The sequence below is a fragment of the Klebsiella sp. MS 92-3 genome (assembly GCF_000195655.1).
Taxonomy (GTDB): Bacteria; Pseudomonadota; Gammaproteobacteria; order Enterobacterales; family Enterobacteriaceae; genus Klebsiella; species Klebsiella pneumoniae.
In genome coordinates this window covers 13,280-28,841 of record NZ_GL882794.1, presented here as the reverse complement: position 1 = coordinate 28,841, position 15,562 = coordinate 13,280, and the positions used below count along the sequence as shown (strand labels likewise).

Genomic DNA, 15,562 nt, shown 5'->3' with positions numbered 1-15,562 from the left:
AATCAACGCAATACCATCAGCAGCGCCAGCACCACCACCGCGCCGATGCTCATTGAAGCCACATACCAGCGCAGATAACCGTTCTCGCTCACCAGCAGGCCTTTGCCTGCGAAGCGGGAAAGGATCGCCGGGATATTCATCAACGAGTTCAGCGGATCGCGTTTCAGCAGCCAGGCAATACCGAGGAATGGTTTTACGAACACCTTGTCGTATAACCAGTCGAAGCCCCAGGCATGGAACCACCAGGTACCGAAGAAGCGGCCAGGCGCACTGTTGGCGATGGAGGTCACCAGCGTGCGTTTGCCCAGCCACAGCCATGCAGCGATCAGAATCCCGGCAATGGCGATGATCCCGGAGGCAATCTCCAGCGTCATCACGCTACCGTGGGCGAGCTCAGTGGTCTGCGGCAGTACGCCTTCCAGCGGCGGCACAATCAGCGCGCCAACGAAGGTGGATAGTACCAGCAGCACAATCAGCGGCAGATGATGGGTAATCCCCTTCCCTGCGTGCGCGTGAATTTGCTCTTTACCGTGGAATACGATGAAAATCATCCGGAAGGTGTACAGCGAGGTCATAAAGGCGCCGACCAGGCCTGCCACCATCAGATTGATATGGCCATTGGCCATCGCGCCTGCCAGAATCTCATCCTTACTGAAGAAGCCTGCGGTGATAAGCGGCAGTGCGGACAGCGCCGCGCCCCCCACCAGGAAGCAGACGTATACCAGCGGAATCGATTTGCGCAGGCCGCCCATCTTGAAGATGTTCTGTTCGTGATGGCAGGCCAGAATGACCGAACCAGACGACAGGAACAGCAGCGCTTTAAAGAACGCGTGAGTCATCAGGTGGAAAATCGCCGCGTCCCATGCCTGCACGCCCAGCGCGAGGAACATGTAGCCAATCTGGCTCATGGTAGAGTAGGCGAGAACGCGTTTGATATCGGTCTGCACCAGCGCGGCGAAGCCCGCCAACACCAGGGTGACCGCCCCGACGATACCGACCAGATGCAGCACTTCCGGCGTCATCAGGAACAGGCCGTGGGTACGGGCGATCAGATAGACGCCCGCGGTGACCATGGTCGCGGCGTGGATCAGCGCAGAGACCGGCGTCGGACCCGCCATCGCATCGGCAAGCCACGTTTGCAGCGGCAGCTGGGCGGATTTACCGACCGCGCCGCCAAGCAGCATCAGCGTCGCCCACTGCAGCGTGGTGCTGCCGTTAGCGAAGTGCTGCGGCGCCAGCTCCACCATTTCGCGGAAGTTCAGGGTACCCAGTTCGTTATAAAGAATGAACAGCGCGAAGGCGAGGAACACGTCGCCGACGCGGGTCACCACAAACGCTTTCATCGCTGCGGCGCCGTTCTTCGGATCGGTGTAGTAGAAACCGATCAGCAGGTAAGAACAGAGGCCCACGCCTTCCCAACCGAGGTACATCAGCAGCAGGTTATCGGCCAGTACCAGAACCACCATGCTGGCGATAAACAGGTTGGTATAGGCGAAGAAGCGGGAATATCCCTCTTCACCGCGCATGTACCAGGAGGCGAACATGTGGATCAGGAAGCCGACGCCGGTAACTACGGAGAGCATGGTCAGCGACAGGCCGTCCAACACCAGGTTGAAGCCGATGTTGAAATCACCGACCGACATCCAGGTCCACAGCGGCACGCTGACCGCCTGTTTGCCGTTAGCGAAAAAGTCGACGCCAACGTACGCGGTGACCAGCGCCGCCAGGCCTACCGAGCCCATGCCAACGGCGGCGGAAAGATTTTCCGACCAGCGCCCGCGGGAGAAGGCCAGCAGCACAAAGCCAATCAATGGCAAAAGAATGGTTAAGGCAAGCATGTTCATCCACGCAACTCACTTACTGAATCGATGTTCAGGTTCTGGCGGCGACGATGGAGCTGCAGCAGCAGCGCCAGGCCGATACTCGCTTCCGCAGCCGCGAGGCTGATGGCGAGGATATACATTATCTGACCATCTGCCTGACCCCAGTAGCTACCCGCCACCACAAAGGCCAGCGCGGCGGCGTTAATCATGATTTCCAGGCTAATCAACATAAACAGCAGATTGCGGCGGATCACCAGCCCCGTCAGACCAAGCACAAACAGGATGGCCGCGAGGATCAGTCCATGTGTTAAGGGGATCATGCGTGTTCCTCCGTTTTTCGTTTGTCGCTGTCGTTCAGACGGTTGCTCAGCACCTCGCCGGCGCGCTCTTCGCGGCCAATGTGGAAGGCAACCACCAGGCCCGCCAGCAGCAGCATGGAGGCCAGCTCCACCGCCAGGACGTACGGCCCAAACAGCGCAATGCCCACTTCTTTGGCGTTAATCGCCGCACCGTCGATACCCTGGTCGTTAATGCCCAGGATGGCGTAAACGATAACCACCAGCAGCACCGCGGAGAGGATGGCCGGGCCAATCCAGATCCCCGGCTGCAGCCACTTGCGCTCCTGTTCGATCTCGGTGCCGCCCAGGTTGAGCATCATCACCACGAAGACGAACAGCACCATAATGGCCCCGGCGTAGACGATGATTTCCAGCGCTCCGGCGAAGTACGCGCCCAGCGAGAAGAACACCCCGGCAATCGCCAGCAGCGAAATAATCAGGTACAGCAGCGCATGCACCGGATTGGTGTGGGTGACGACCCGCAAGGTTGCGAGGATGGCTATCAGGCCACAGATATAAAAAGCGAATTCCATTGCCCCTCTCCTTACGGTAACAGGCTCTTGACGTCGATTGGCTTAGCTTCATTTTCCGCTTCGCCCTTATCTTTGCCGTCGATTGCCATACCCGCCATCCGGTAGAAGTTATATTCCGGGTATTTGCCCGGACCGGAAATCAGCAGATCCTCTTTTTCGTACACCAGATCCTGACGCTTGTATTCACCCAGCTCGAAGTCCGGGGTCAACTGGATCGCCGTGGTCGGGCACGCTTCTTCGCACAGGCCGCAGAAGATGCAACGTGAGAAGTTGATGCGGAAGAACTCCGGATACCAGCGGCCGTCTACCGTCTCTGCTTTCTGCAGCGAGATACAGCCCACCGGGCAGGCTACCGCACACAGGTTACAGGCGACGCAGCGCTCTGCACCGTCCGGATCGCGGGTCAGCACGATGCGGCCGCGATAGCGCGGCGGCAGGTAGACCGGCTCTTCCGGATACATCCGGGTTTCACGTTTGGCGAAGGCATGCAGGCCAATCATCCAGATACTACGGACCTGGGTGCCGAACCCCACCAATAATTCTTTTAAGGTCATGTTCAATTCACCCCTTATTGCGCCTGCCAGAGAATGACAGCCGCCGTTACCAACAAGTTGACCAGCGTTAACGGCAGGCATACCTTCCAGCCAAAGGACATTACCTGGTCATAGCGCGGACGCGGTAATGATGCGCGGATCAAAATGAACATCATCATGAAGAACGCGGTTTTCAGCGCGAACCAGATGAAAGGAGGTAACCACGGGCCATTCCAGCCGCCGAAGAACAGCGTGACGATCAGCGCTGAAACGGTGACGATACCGATGTATTCCCCGACGAAGAACAGACCGAATTTCATGCCGGAATATTCAATGTGGTAACCATCGGCCAGTTCCTGCTCCGCTTCCGGCTGGTCGAACGGGTGACGGTGACACACCGCCACGCCGGCGATGGCGAAAGTCACGAAGCCGAAGAACTGCGGGATAACGTTCCACAGATGCGCCTGGTTGTTGACGATATCGGTCATATTGAATGACCCCGCCTGCGCCACCACGCCCATCAGGGAGAGACCGAGAAACACTTCGTAGCTCAGGGTCTGCGCGGAAGCACGCATCGCCCCCAGCAGCGAGTATTTGTTATTGCTCGACCAACCGGCGAACAGCACCGCGTAGACCGCCAGGCCTGCCATCATCAGGAAGAAGAGGATGCCGATGTTCAGGTCGGCCACCACCCACGTCGGGCTAACCGGCACGATAGCGAAGGCCAGCAGCAGCGAGGTAAAGGCGATAACCGGCGCCAGAGTAAAGATCACGCGATCGGAGAAGCGCGGGATCCAGTCCTCTTTAAAGAACATCTTGATCATGTCGGCGACCAGCTGCAGCGAACCGCCCCAGCCGACGCGGTTAGGTCCGTAGCGGTTCTGGAACAAGCCGAGCAGACGACGCTCGCCGAAGCTCATGAACGCGCCGCAGGTGACAACCACCAGCAGAATGACCACGGCCTTCAGGATGCTTAACAGAATGTCGATAAGATCCGGCGTTAACCAGCTCATGCTTTCGCCTCCTGCAGTGAATCAATACGCGATCCGGTCAGCACCGGCGCAATGCCCGGCATGCCCATCGGTAAGCCAACCTGTCCCGCGGTCAGGCCTTCAGAGATAACCAGCGGCAGACGCAGGGTCTGGCCTTCCACGCTAAAGGAGAGCATTGCCCCTGGGTTGACGCCAAGCTTCGCGGCATCCGCCGGGTTCAGCTTGATGTACGGCTCAGGCATCCGGCTCTGGAACACCGGCGCGCGCTGAGACAGCTCATCGCTGCCGAACAGATGGTAGTACGGCGCAATTCGCCATTTGCCCTCTTCCGCCTGGAAGCTGGCCGGCACCGCCGTGAAGTACTCCAGTCCGCTGGCGGACGCTTCAAACAGACGAACGCCCGGATCGCCGTGGCGCAGTTTCCCGCCCACTTCATCCTGGAACTTGTTCCATGCCTGCGGGGAGTTCCAGCCCGGCGCCCAGGCGAACGGGATCTGCGAACGCGGGGCGGACGGCTGGTTGTTCCCTTCCATGGAGAAGGCGAACATCGTGTCTTTATCCTGCGGCTGACGCGGCTCGTGCACGCTGATGTTAGCGCGCATCGCCGTGCGGCCGCTGTAGCGGTGCGGTTCACGCGCCAGCTTCTGGCCGCGAATGCGGAAGGTCGCATCCGGCGCGGCGTCTTTAATGCCCGCCAGCTGCGGCAGCGCGGCAATCGCCGCATCAATGACGTGGTCCAGCTGAGTCCAGTCAACCTGACGGTTGTTGACGGTGCTGTGCAGCGAATGCAGCCAGCGCCAGCTTTCCAGCATTACGGTTTTCGCGTCGTAGTAAGCCGGATCGTAAACCTGGAAGAAACGCTGGGCGCGGCCTTCGTTGTTCACCACGGTACCGTCGCTTTCCGCAAAGCTTGCCGCGGAGAGCACCAGGTGCGCTTTGTCCATAATCGCGGTGCGCTGATGATCCACCACCATCACCAGCGGCGCTTTCGCCAGCGCAGCGTCAACGCGCGCGGCGGAGGCATGACGGTGAAGGTCGTTTTCCAGCACGATAACCGCGTCTGCGGCGCCGCTTTCCAGTTCGTCCAGCGCCTCTTCAAGCGAGCCGCCGCCGATCATGCCCAGTCCGACGCTGTTAACCGCCCGGGCGACCATGGTCACCCCGACATCGGCGCCGCGGCCTTTCAGAGCTTTCGCCACGTTAGCGGCGGCCTGGATGATCTCCATGCTGCCGGCGTTGGTCCCGGAGATGATCAGCGGTTTTTTCGCCCCGGCCAGCGCCTGAACGATAACGTCGACTTTACCCTGCAGGTCCTGGCTCAGGCCGTCAACCGCCGGCGCGCTGTCGTCCAGCGCATGGGCAATAGCAAAGCCGAGACGCGCCTGATCTTCTACCGGCGCGCGGTAGGTCCACGCCGCGATGTCATCCAGGCGGGTGTCATCGACGTTGGTGACGAATAGCGGGTGCTTGGCGCGCTGGCCGATGTTGAGGATCGCGGCGATCTGCCAGTCGGCCACTTTCTGCGCCGCCGCCATTTCGCGTGCTTTCCCTTTCACTGCCTGGCGTACCGCCAGGGCCACGCGCGCGCCGGTCTGGGTAATGTCTTCGCCCAGCACCAGTACCGCATCGTAGGATTCGATATCGCGCAGGCTTGGCGTGTGGATCCCGCCCTCGCGCAGCACTTTCAGCATCATCTGCAGGCGCGCTTGTTCGCCTTTGGCGATGCCGGTATAGAAGTTGTCGGCGCCCACCAGCTCGCGCAGCGCGAAGTTGCTTTCAATGCTGGCGCGCGGGGAGCCGATGCCGATCACTTTCTTCGACTGGCGCAGGATATCCGCCGCCCCCTGCATCGCCTGCTCGGCGTTAAGGGTGATCAGATCGTCGCCGCGGCGCTGTACCGGCTGACGCGGACGGTCTTTCAGGTTCACGTAGCCATAGCCGAAACGACCGCGGTCGCAGAGGAAGTAGCGGTTCACGGTACCGTTATAGCGGTTTTCGATACGACGCAACTCGCCATAGCGTTCGCCCGGGCTGATGTTACAGCCGATGGAACACTGCTGGCAGATGCTCGGCGCAAACTGCATGTCCCACTTACGGTTATAGCGCTCGGAGTGGGTTTTGTCGGTGAAGACGCCGGTTGGGCAGACTTCCACCAGGTTGCCGGAGAACTCGCTCTCCAGGGTGCCATCTTCCGGGCGGCCGAAGTAGACGTTGTCGTGCGCGCCATAGACGCCCAGATCGGTGCCGTCGGCATAATCTTTGTAGTAGCGCACGCAGCGGTAGCAGGCGATGCAGCGGTTCATTTCGTGCGAAATAAACGGCCCCAGATCCTGATTGCGGTGGGTACGCTTGGTGAAACGATAGCGGCGGAAGCTATGACCGGTCATCACCGTCATATCCTGCAGGTGGCAGTTGCCGCCCTCTTCGCAGACCGGGCAGTCGTGCGGGTGGTTAGTCATCAACCACTCCACCACGCTTTCGCGGAACTGCTTCGCTTCGCTGTCGTCGATAGAAATAAAGGTGCCGTCGGATGCCGGAGTCATACAGGACATCACCAGGCGACCACGCGTGTCTTCCGCGTTCTGATATTGCTTCACCGCACACTGGCGGCAAGCACCGACGCTCCCTAGCGCCGGGTGCCAGCAAAAGTAGGGAATATCAAGACCAAGAGAGAGACAAGCCTCTAGCAGGTTGTCCGCCCCGTTGACCTCGTATTCTTTGCCGTCTACATGAATCGTAGCCATTTGCGTGCTTCCAAAAATAAAAAACCTTTAGATTACCAGCGCGTCTTAAGCAGGTTCGGCTGAATCCCGTTGATTGCATGGGTATTGCTGAACTGCTGCTTAATGCCAGCCTCGAATTCTTCGCGGAAATATTTAATCGCGCTCTGTAGCGGCTCGACCGCGCCCGGCGCGTGCGCGCAGAAGGTTTTACCCGGGCCCAGGAATCGACACAGTTGCTCAAGGGTTTCGATATCGCCAGGCTGGCCTTCGCCGCGCTCCAGGGCGCGCAGGATCTTCACGCTCCACGGCAGACCATCGCGGCACGGCGTACACCAGCCGCAGGACTCGCGGGCAAAGAACTCTTCAAGGTTGCGCACCAGCGAGACCATGTTGATCTCGTGGTCAACGGCCATCGCCAGCGAGGTGCCCAGACGGCTGCCCGCTTTACCAATGCTTTCGAATTCCATCGGCAGATCGAGGTGCGCTTCGGTGAGGAAGTCGGTCCCTGCTCCGCCCGGTTGCCAGGCTTTAAACTTCAGGCCATCGCGCATACCGCCGGCGTAATCTTCGAGGATCTCGCGGGCAGTGGTGCCGAACGGCAGCTCCCAGACGCCCGGATTCTTCACCCGGCCGGAGAAGCCCATCAGCTTGGTGCCAGCATCTTTGCTGGTGGAAATGTTCTGGTACCACTCGACGCCGTTGGCGAGGATCGCTGGCACGTTGCACAGGGTTTCTACGTTGTTGACGCAGGTCGGCTTGCCCCAGACGCCGGAGCTCGCCGGGAACGGCGGCTTGGATCGCGGGTTGGCGCGGCGGCCTTCCAGAGAGTTGATCAGCGCCGTCTCTTCGCCGCAGATATAGCGCCCTGCCCCGGTGTGCACGAACAGCTCGAAGTCAAACCCGGTGCCGAGGATGTTTTTCCCCAACAGACCCGCTTCGGTGGCTTCAGCAATCGCGCGACGCAGATGCTGGGCCGCTTCAATATATTCCCCGCGCAGGAAGATGTAGCCGCGGTACGCTTTCAGCGCAAACGCGGAGATCAGCATGCCTTCCACCAGCAGGTGCGGCAGCTGCTCCATCAGCAGGCGGTCTTTATAGGTGCCCGGCTCCATTTCATCGGCGTTACACAGCAGGTAACGGATGTTCATGGATTCGTCTTTCGGCATCAGGCTCCACTTCAGACCAGTGGAGAAGCCCGCGCCGCCGCGCCCTTTCAGGCCAGCGTCTTTTACCGCCGTGACAATCTCATCCGGGGCCATCCCGGTCAGGGCTTTACGCGCCCCTTCATAGCCATTTTTACTGCGATACTCGTCCAGCCACACCGGCTGCTTGTCGTCGCGCAGGCGCCAGGTGAGCGGATGCGTTTCCGCAGTACGAATTACGGTTTTCATTTGTACTGCTCCAGCAGGTCAGGAATTGCCTCCGGCGTCAGATGGCTGTGAGTATCCTCATCAATCATCATGGTCGGTCCCTTGTCGCAGTTACCCAGGCAGCAGGTCGGCAGCAGGGTAAAGCGGCCATCAAAGGTGGTCTGCCCCGGCTTGATATTCAGTTTCTTCTCAATGGCGGCCTGAATACCCTGATAGCCGGTGATGTGGCATACCACGCTGTCGCAGTAGCGGATCACGTGACGGCCAACCGGCTGGCGGAAAATCTGGCTGTAGAACGTCGCCACGCCTTCCACGTCGCTGGCCGGGATCCCCAGCACATCGGCGATGGCGTAGATCGCGCCATCCGGCACCCAGCCGCGCTGTTTCTGAACGATTTTCAGCGCTTCGATGGACGCCGCACGCGGGTCTTCGTAGTGGTGCTTCTCGTGCTCAATAGCCTCACGCTCTGCCGCACTCAGCTCAAAAGCCTCGGTTTGTGGTTGTTGATTCTCGTGCATAATTAGCGGTCCACGTCTGACATAACAAAATCGATACTACCCAGATAGACGATCAGGTCGGATACCAGGCTGCCGCGGATCGCCGACGGGATCTGCTGCAGGTGCGCAAAGCTCGGCGTACGCACGCGGGTACGGTAGCTCATGGTGCTGCCGTCGCTGGTCAGGTAGTAACTGTTGATCCCTTTGGTCGCCTCAATCATCTGGAAAGATTCGTTGGCCGGCATCACCGGGCCCCACGATACCTGCAGGAAGTGGGTGATCAGGGTTTCGATATGCTGCAGCGTGCGCTCTTTCGGCGGCGGCGTGGTCAGCGGGTGATCCGCTTTGAACGGGCCTTCCGGCATGTTATCGAGGCACTGCTGAAGAATGCGCAGACTCTGGCGCAGCTCTTCTACTTTCAGCATCACGCGGGTGTAGCAGTCTGAGACGCCCCCCCCGGTCGGGACTTCGAAGTCGAAGTTTTCATAGCCAGAGTAAGGACGCCATTTACGCACGTCGAAGTCGATACCGGTGGCGCGCAGGCCTGCGCCGGTGGTGCCCCACTCCAGCGCCTCTTTGGCGGTATAGGCTGCCACGCCGACGGAACGGCCTTTCAGAATGGTGTTGCGCAGGGCGGCCTTCTCATAGGAGTCCAGACGCTTCGGCATCCACTCGAGGAACTCACGCAGCAGGCGATCCCAGCCACGCGGCAGATCGTGCGCGACGCCGCCGATGCGGAACCACGCCGGGTGCATACGGAATCCGGTAATCGCTTCCACCAGATCGTAAATTTTCTGCCGATCGGTAAAGGCGAAGAAGACCGGCGTCATCGCGCCGACGTCCTGAATAAAGGTCGAGATATACAGCAGGTGGCTGTTGATGCGGAACAGCTCGGAGAGCATCACGCGGATCACGTTCACGCGATCCGGTACGGTGATCCCAGCCAGTTTTTCCACCGCCAGCACGTACGGCATCTCGTTGACGCAGCCGCCGAGATATTCAATACGGTCGGTATACGGGATGTAGCTGTGCCAGGACTGACGCTCGCCCATCTTCTCGGCGCCGCGGTGGTGATAACCGATATCCGGTACGCAGTCGACGATCTCTTCGCCGTCCAGTTGCAGAATAATGCGGAACGCACCATGCGCCGATGGGTGGTTCGGACCGAGGTTGAGGAACATGAAGTCCTCGTTGTCGGTGCCGCGCTTCATGCCCCACTCTTCCGGTTTAAAGGTCAGCGCCTCCATCTCCAGATCCTGTTTGGCTTTGGTCAGCTCAAACGGGTCGAACTCGGTGGCACGCGCCGGATAATCTTTACGCAGCGGGTGACCTTCCCAGGTCGGCGGCATCATGATGCGACGCAGGTTCGGGTGACCATCGAAGGTAATGCCAAACATTTCCCAGGTTTCACGCTCATACCAGTTGGCGTTGGGGAACAGTTTGGTGAAGGTCGGCAGATGCAGATCGTTTTCCGACAGCGCCACCTTGAGCATGATGTCGCGGTTGCGATCGATGGAGATCAGGTGATAGAAAACGGAAAAATCCGCGGCGGGCAGGCCATCGCGGTGCGTGCGCAGACGTTCGTCCATGCCGTGCAGGTCAAACAGCATCACGTAAGGCTTCGGCAATTTCTTCAGGAAATCACCCACCTCCAGCAGCTGTTCACGCTTCACCCATACCACCGGTACGCCGGTACGGGTTGGCTGAACGGTAAAGGCATCCGGCCCAAAGCGGTTGCGCAGTTCGCCAATCACCGGGTCATCAAGGTGATCGCGGGTTTGCCAGGCTGGTGCGGCGTCATGCGCGGTTAAATCGGTCATATTGTTCACCATTGCAAAAGGTCCGTGGTGACTGCCGGCGAGACTTCGCGCTGTTGTAGATTGATTTGCGAAGTGGTTCTCCCGCCCGCAGGCGCAAATTAAATCTCGTCCGGCGTCCGCAGATTGGTCACTGCAATACGTTCGCCGCGTTTACGCTCGCGTTCCGACTGCATATTGGCGCGATAAACGCCCTGATCGCCAACCACCCATGAGAGCGGGCGACGTTCTTTACCAATGGACTCCTGCAGCAGCATCAGCGCCTGCATATAGGCCTCCGGACGCGGCGGGCAGCCCGGGATGTACACATCGACCGGAATGAATTTATCCACGCCCTGGACGACGGAATAGATGTCGTACATCCCGCCTGAGTTGGCGCAGGCGCCCATGGAGATCACCCACTTCGGCTCCAGCATCTGATCGTAGAGACGCTGAATAACCGGCGCCATTTTGGTAAAGCAGGTTCCCGCGACCACCATCAGGTCCGCCTGACGCGGAGAGGCGCGCAGAACTTCTGCCCCAAAACGCGCAACGTCATGCACCGCAGTGAATGACGTCACCATTTCCACATAACAGCAAGAAAGGCCGAAGTTGTACGGCCAAATTGAGTTCTTACGGCCCCAGTTCACCATGTCATGCAGCGCGTGTTCGAGTTTCCCCATATACACGCTTTTATTGACTTCCTGCTCCAGAGGATCGGTAACGATCTCCTGTTTCTGCAGGGGGTAACGGTCGTTCTCACCGTTAGGATCTATGCGGGTGAGCGTATAATCCATCTTATTGCCTCGCTTTTACTGCATATGACGGTTAGTGGGACTGTCTGTTTCCGGGTTAACCAGCGTGCGACGGGAACGCGCAGGCGTCCAGTCCAGTGCGCCGATGCGAACGAGATAAACCAGACCAGCCAGTAGCACTAAAATGAAAATTGCGGCTTCCACAAAGCCGACCCAGCCGCTCTCGCGGATAGAGGTCGACCATGCGTAGAGATACAGGGCTTCCACGTCGAAGATAACGAAGAACATGGCAACCAGATAAAACTTCGCAGAAAGACGTAAGCGGGCCGAACCGACGGAGTCGATCCCCGATTCAAACGGCGTGTTTTTACTACGCGCGCGCGCGCGACCGCCAAGGTACCAGCCGCCGACGAGCATGAGGCAGCACAGGCCGATAGCGATGATGAGAAATATAGCGAATGCCCAATGATGAGCGATGACTTCAGTGGATGTTGACATACGCATTGCTTAACCAAAAAAGTGTAGCGCCAAAACCCTCTGCTCTTACTGGCAGATGAACGCCACAGCGTTTCACGGGAGGAATAAAAAATAACCGTGCAAAAAAGCGTCCCTGGTCGATGTGAGAAGCCCAGATGCCGTGGCTTTTTACCCCTTTCTTTAACCTTTTGTCAACTTTAACAAAAGTTTTCATAACATTAATTTACATTGGAATCTTTTCATTAACATTAAATGCCCTTTTCTGCGAAATAACCTTGCATACTGTTCGGTTTTAGTGTTGTTGAATCGTGTCCGTTTCCGTCGTAAATCAAAAATCCCTTCTATTTTGACAGGATTTAGCCTCGATTCCTCCCCCCAAAGAGGGGTATTTTCTTGATCTGCGACACGGTTTTGTTAATTACCACAGGAAATCGGCAACAATCCATCCGGTTTTTTAACATTAGCAGGAAGTGTTGAAAGTGCAGGGAAAAGTCGACAAGCTGAGCGCCTTGTCACGCCAATACGCTGATTTTTCTGCAAAGAAATACAAAAAAGATTCAAAACATCAATAAGAGTGCAAAAAAAAGAGCCGCCAGGCGGGAAACCAACTCCTGAGGCTCTTTTTGGGCACTTACATTCTGTTACCAGTTTTTGTGATCTTTGTTAGCAAGAATACCTTTACAAAACCAAGGTATTCCCTCCCTCTTCCGGAGTAAGTGCTGTACCCGTTTCCCAGGGATGGATCTCCTGGCTCAGAGACTGAAAAATCGCCTGCGGCAGTTCGCTCACCGTCCGCGGATTGCAGCTGACGACGTACCGGGTGTCCGGCAACGCCGGTAACCCCTCACTGATGCCAGCCACGCGTAGATCCGGGCTCATCATTTCGACCGGGCGCGCCGTCACGCCCAGCCCGGCCTTCACCGCCGCTTTCACGCCCGATAGCGAGGAAGCTCCGTGGGCCAGATGCCAACTGACGCGAGCAGTTTCCAGCGCGGCGATAATATCCTGGCGGAATGGACTTGGCTCTTCGAGCAGGATCAGGGGGATAGATTCCCCCTTCGCCAGCACATATTCCGCTGCACAATACCAGAGAGTAGGTGATGTTCTCAGGGTGAAAGAGGTAAAGCCGGGAGGCTGATGGGTGGTCAACGCCAGATCGACCAGCCCCTCGGCCAGCATCTCCATGATGGCGGCATGGGGGTGAACTTTGATCTCCAACGTCATTCTGGGATAGAAACAGCCGATGCGGTTTAACAAAAACGGCAGGATGGTGTCAGCCGTTTCTTCTGACGCACCGATGCTCAGAGCCCCCTGCAGGCTGCCATACATCAGCGACATACAGGCTTCATCGTTAAAACGGAGAATTTTGCGGGCATAGCCCAGCAGCTGGATCCCCTGCTCGGTCAGCAGCTTATTGCGGCCGTGGCGGGCGAAAAGCTCTTTGCCCACCAGCTGTTCCAGGCGTTGCATTTGCTGACTGACCGCGGACTGAGTACGACACACTGCGGCGGCGGCGGCGGCAAAAGTGTTCAAATCAGCGACCGCGACAAAGGTACGCAGCAGATCGAGATCGAGGTTGAGTATGGGACGTGTTGTATTAATCATCTTTCTTCACTTACAGGTGGCTAACGCTGACCTGCCTTGTTGATGCTTTACGCCAGGTTTCCGGCTATTCCCTGAGCCTCGTGCTCACCGTCTGACGGCGGATAAACAACTGGACGAACGTTATTACATGCCAAAGTACTCGTCTGGGCAAATGCGCAGAACTGCGGAGTAATATATTGTTCGTATTTCTCATTATTATTTATTACCACGACCAGCCAGGCGCCATACGTCGCCGCGGGAACCCGGTCAGTGATGCTGAGAAAATCGCTCTTCTGGCGTAACTTTCCGGCAGAAAAGGAACAATAAAATCCTGTAATAACAATATATTAAATCTCAATGCAACCGCAGTTCTTGGCGGTTAACACGGATATTAACGGTGATATTCTAACCTATCCCCCTCCTTTTTATAAGCCTTAATAAGGATTAACTGAGACAATTTTAAATTTTTTCAACATTTTATATTAATTAACAAACCTCAGATTATTACCCGCTAAAAATAATAATAATGTGGTCGCACGCTGTTTTTTATTAAAATTATTTAACATCAAAATTACAAGCCAATCGCGCTTGTATGCAGGATAGCGTTTTTTAGCGACTCCCCCTTCTCCCTCCCCATATTACCGGGAAAACAAACGAGATAAATGATGGCAAAATCGCTATTAAATCTATATTTAAGACCAAAAAATCGACATAAAAAGGCATAAGCTACAGACCAAATCCGCAATCGGTAGATAAATCAATTGCACTTAAAATCCGGCGTTAGCAAAATCTTCTCCTGCAAAGCCTTCAAAACAGCGGGGAGGGGGAGTACATTGTTCCGTGCTGACTTCCACGGCAGGGAGTGGCGATAACAGCTAAAAGGTCAAGATTCATGTCCCCCATCGAAAAATCCAGCAAGTTAGAGAACGTCTGTTATGACATCCGCGGCCCGGTTCTGAAAGAAGCCAAACGTCTTGAAGAAGAAGGCAATAAGGTTCTGAAACTGAACATCGGCAACCCGGCGCCATTCGGCTTCGAGGCCCCTGACGAGATCCTCGTCGACGTCATCCGCAATTTGCCTACCGCCCAGGGTTACTGCGATTCGAAAGGATTGTACTCGGCGCGTAAAGCTATCATGCAGCATTACCAGGCCCGGGGTATGCGCGATGTCACGGTGGAAGACATCTATATCGGCAACGGCGTGTCCGAGCTGATTGTGCAGGCGATGCAGGCGCTGTTAAACAGCGGCGATGAGATGCTGGTTCCCGCCCCGGACTACCCGCTGTGGACGGCGGCGGTGTCGCTTTCCAGCGGCAAAGCGGTGCACTATCTGTGTGACGAATCCTCTGACTGGTTCCCGGATCTGGACGACATCCGCGCAAAAATCACACCGCGCACCCGCGGGATCGTGATCATTAACCCTAACAACCCCACCGGCGCGGTCTATTCCAAAGAATTGCTGCAGGAGATCGTGGAGATCGCTCGTCAGCATAATCTGATCATTTTCGCCGATGAAATTTACGACAAGATCCTCTACGACGAAGCCCAGCATCACTCTATTGCCGCCCTGGCGCCGGACCTGCTGACGGTGACCTTTAACGGATTGTCGAAAACCTACCGCGTTGCCGGCTTCCGTCAGGGCTGGATGGTGTTGAATGGCCCGAAAAAACACGCGAAGGGCTATATCGAAGGGCTGGAGATGCTGGCTTCAATGCGTCTTTGCGCCAACGTGCCGGCCCAGCATGCTATCCAGACGGCGCTGGGCGGCTATCAGAGCATCAGCGAATTCATCATCCCCGGCGGACGCCTGTATGAACAACGCAACCGCGCCTGGGAGCTTATCAACGATATTCCGGGCGTCTCCTGCGTGAAGCCAAAAGGCGCGCTGTATATGTTCCCGAAAATCGATGCCAAACGCTTCAATATTCATGACGACCAGAAAATGGTGCTCGACTTCCTGCTGCAGGAGAAAGTCCTGCTGGTGCAGGGCACCGCCTTTAACTGGCCGTGGCCGGATCACGTACGCATCGTGACCCTGCCGCGCGAAGACGACCTGGAGATGGCTATCTCCCGCTTTGGCCGCTTCCTCTCCGGCTACCATCAGCTTTAATCGCGCCCCCCCCCCCCCCCCCCCCCCCCCC

At 57.3% G+C, this 15,562-nt stretch carries 13 protein-coding genes; 1 reads left to right on the top strand and 12 read right to left on the bottom strand.

Annotated elements, in window-relative coordinates:
• Window positions 1–2: 2 nt before the first annotated feature.
• The 12 genes from nuoL to HMPREF9538_RS16570 form a co-directional block, all read right to left on the bottom strand.
• A complete protein-coding gene (nuoL, locus tag HMPREF9538_RS16515) occupies window positions 3–1,844 on the bottom strand; it encodes an NADH-quinone oxidoreductase subunit L (protein ID WP_004151106.1) in 1,842 nt (613 codons plus the stop codon).
• A complete protein-coding gene (gene nuoK / locus HMPREF9538_RS16520; RefSeq protein ID WP_002913148.1) occupies window positions 1,841–2,143 on the bottom strand; it encodes an NADH-quinone oxidoreductase subunit NuoK in 303 nt (100 codons plus the stop codon). The genes nuoL and nuoK overlap by 4 nt, the downstream gene beginning before the upstream one ends.
• Window positions 2,140–2,694, bottom strand: a complete 555-nt coding sequence (gene nuoJ / locus HMPREF9538_RS16525; protein ID WP_002913150.1) for an NADH-quinone oxidoreductase subunit J — start codon at window positions 2,692–2,694, stop codon at window positions 2,140–2,142. The genes nuoK and nuoJ overlap by 4 nt, the downstream gene beginning before the upstream one ends.
• An 11-nt stretch (window positions 2,695–2,705) precedes the next feature.
• The gene (gene nuoI / locus HMPREF9538_RS16530) at window positions 2,706–3,248 is read right to left on the bottom strand and encodes an NADH-quinone oxidoreductase subunit NuoI (protein WP_002913152.1); all 543 of its coding nucleotides are present in this window, start codon (window positions 3,246–3,248) and stop codon (window positions 2,706–2,708) included.
• A gap of 14 nt (window positions 3,249–3,262) precedes the next feature.
• The gene (nuoH, locus tag HMPREF9538_RS16535) at window positions 3,263–4,240 is read right to left on the bottom strand and encodes an NADH-quinone oxidoreductase subunit NuoH (RefSeq protein ID WP_002913156.1); all 978 of its coding nucleotides are present in this window, start codon (window positions 4,238–4,240) and stop codon (window positions 3,263–3,265) included.
• Entirely contained in the window at window positions 4,237–6,963 is a 2,727-nt protein-coding gene (nuoG, locus tag HMPREF9538_RS16540) for an NADH-quinone oxidoreductase subunit NuoG (RefSeq protein WP_004149179.1), read from the bottom strand. Before nuoG ends, nuoH begins: the two co-directional genes overlap by 4 nt.
• Window positions 6,964–6,995: 32 nt before the next feature.
• Window positions 6,996–8,333, bottom strand: a complete 1,338-nt coding sequence (gene nuoF, locus HMPREF9538_RS16545) for an NADH-quinone oxidoreductase subunit NuoF (RefSeq protein ID WP_002913158.1) — start codon at window positions 8,331–8,333, stop codon at window positions 6,996–6,998.
• On the bottom strand, window positions 8,330–8,830 hold the full coding sequence (gene nuoE / locus HMPREF9538_RS16550) for an NADH-quinone oxidoreductase subunit NuoE (protein WP_002913160.1): 501 nt from the start codon (window positions 8,828–8,830) through the stop codon (window positions 8,330–8,332). The genes nuoF and nuoE overlap by 4 nt, the downstream gene beginning before the upstream one ends.
• A 2-nt stretch (window positions 8,831–8,832) precedes the next feature.
• Window positions 8,833–10,641: an NADH-quinone oxidoreductase subunit C/D gene (nuoC, locus tag HMPREF9538_RS16555; RefSeq protein WP_002913162.1), complete on the bottom strand. Its 1,809-nt coding sequence runs from the start codon at window positions 10,639–10,641 to the stop codon at window positions 8,833–8,835.
• A gap of 86 nt (window positions 10,642–10,727) precedes the next feature.
• Window positions 10,728–11,402, bottom strand: a complete 675-nt coding sequence (gene nuoB / locus HMPREF9538_RS16560; protein ID WP_002913178.1) for an NADH-quinone oxidoreductase subunit NuoB — start codon at window positions 11,400–11,402, stop codon at window positions 10,728–10,730.
• A gap of 15 nt (window positions 11,403–11,417) precedes the next feature.
• On the bottom strand, window positions 11,418–11,864 hold the full coding sequence (gene nuoA, locus HMPREF9538_RS16565) for an NADH-quinone oxidoreductase subunit NuoA (protein ID WP_002913181.1): 447 nt from the start codon (window positions 11,862–11,864) through the stop codon (window positions 11,418–11,420).
• 651 nt (window positions 11,865–12,515) lie between these two features.
• Window positions 12,516–13,442: a LysR family transcriptional regulator gene (locus tag HMPREF9538_RS16570; RefSeq protein ID WP_002913183.1), complete on the bottom strand. Its 927-nt coding sequence runs from the start codon at window positions 13,440–13,442 to the stop codon at window positions 12,516–12,518.
• 871 nt (window positions 13,443–14,313) lie between these two features.
• Between HMPREF9538_RS16570 and alaA the strand changes: the two genes are divergently transcribed.
• Complete coding sequence (alaA, locus tag HMPREF9538_RS16575; protein WP_002913185.1) at window positions 14,314–15,531, top strand: alanine transaminase AlaA; 1,218 nt, start codon at window positions 14,314–14,316, stop codon at window positions 15,529–15,531.
• Window positions 15,532–15,562 lie beyond the last annotated feature (31 nt).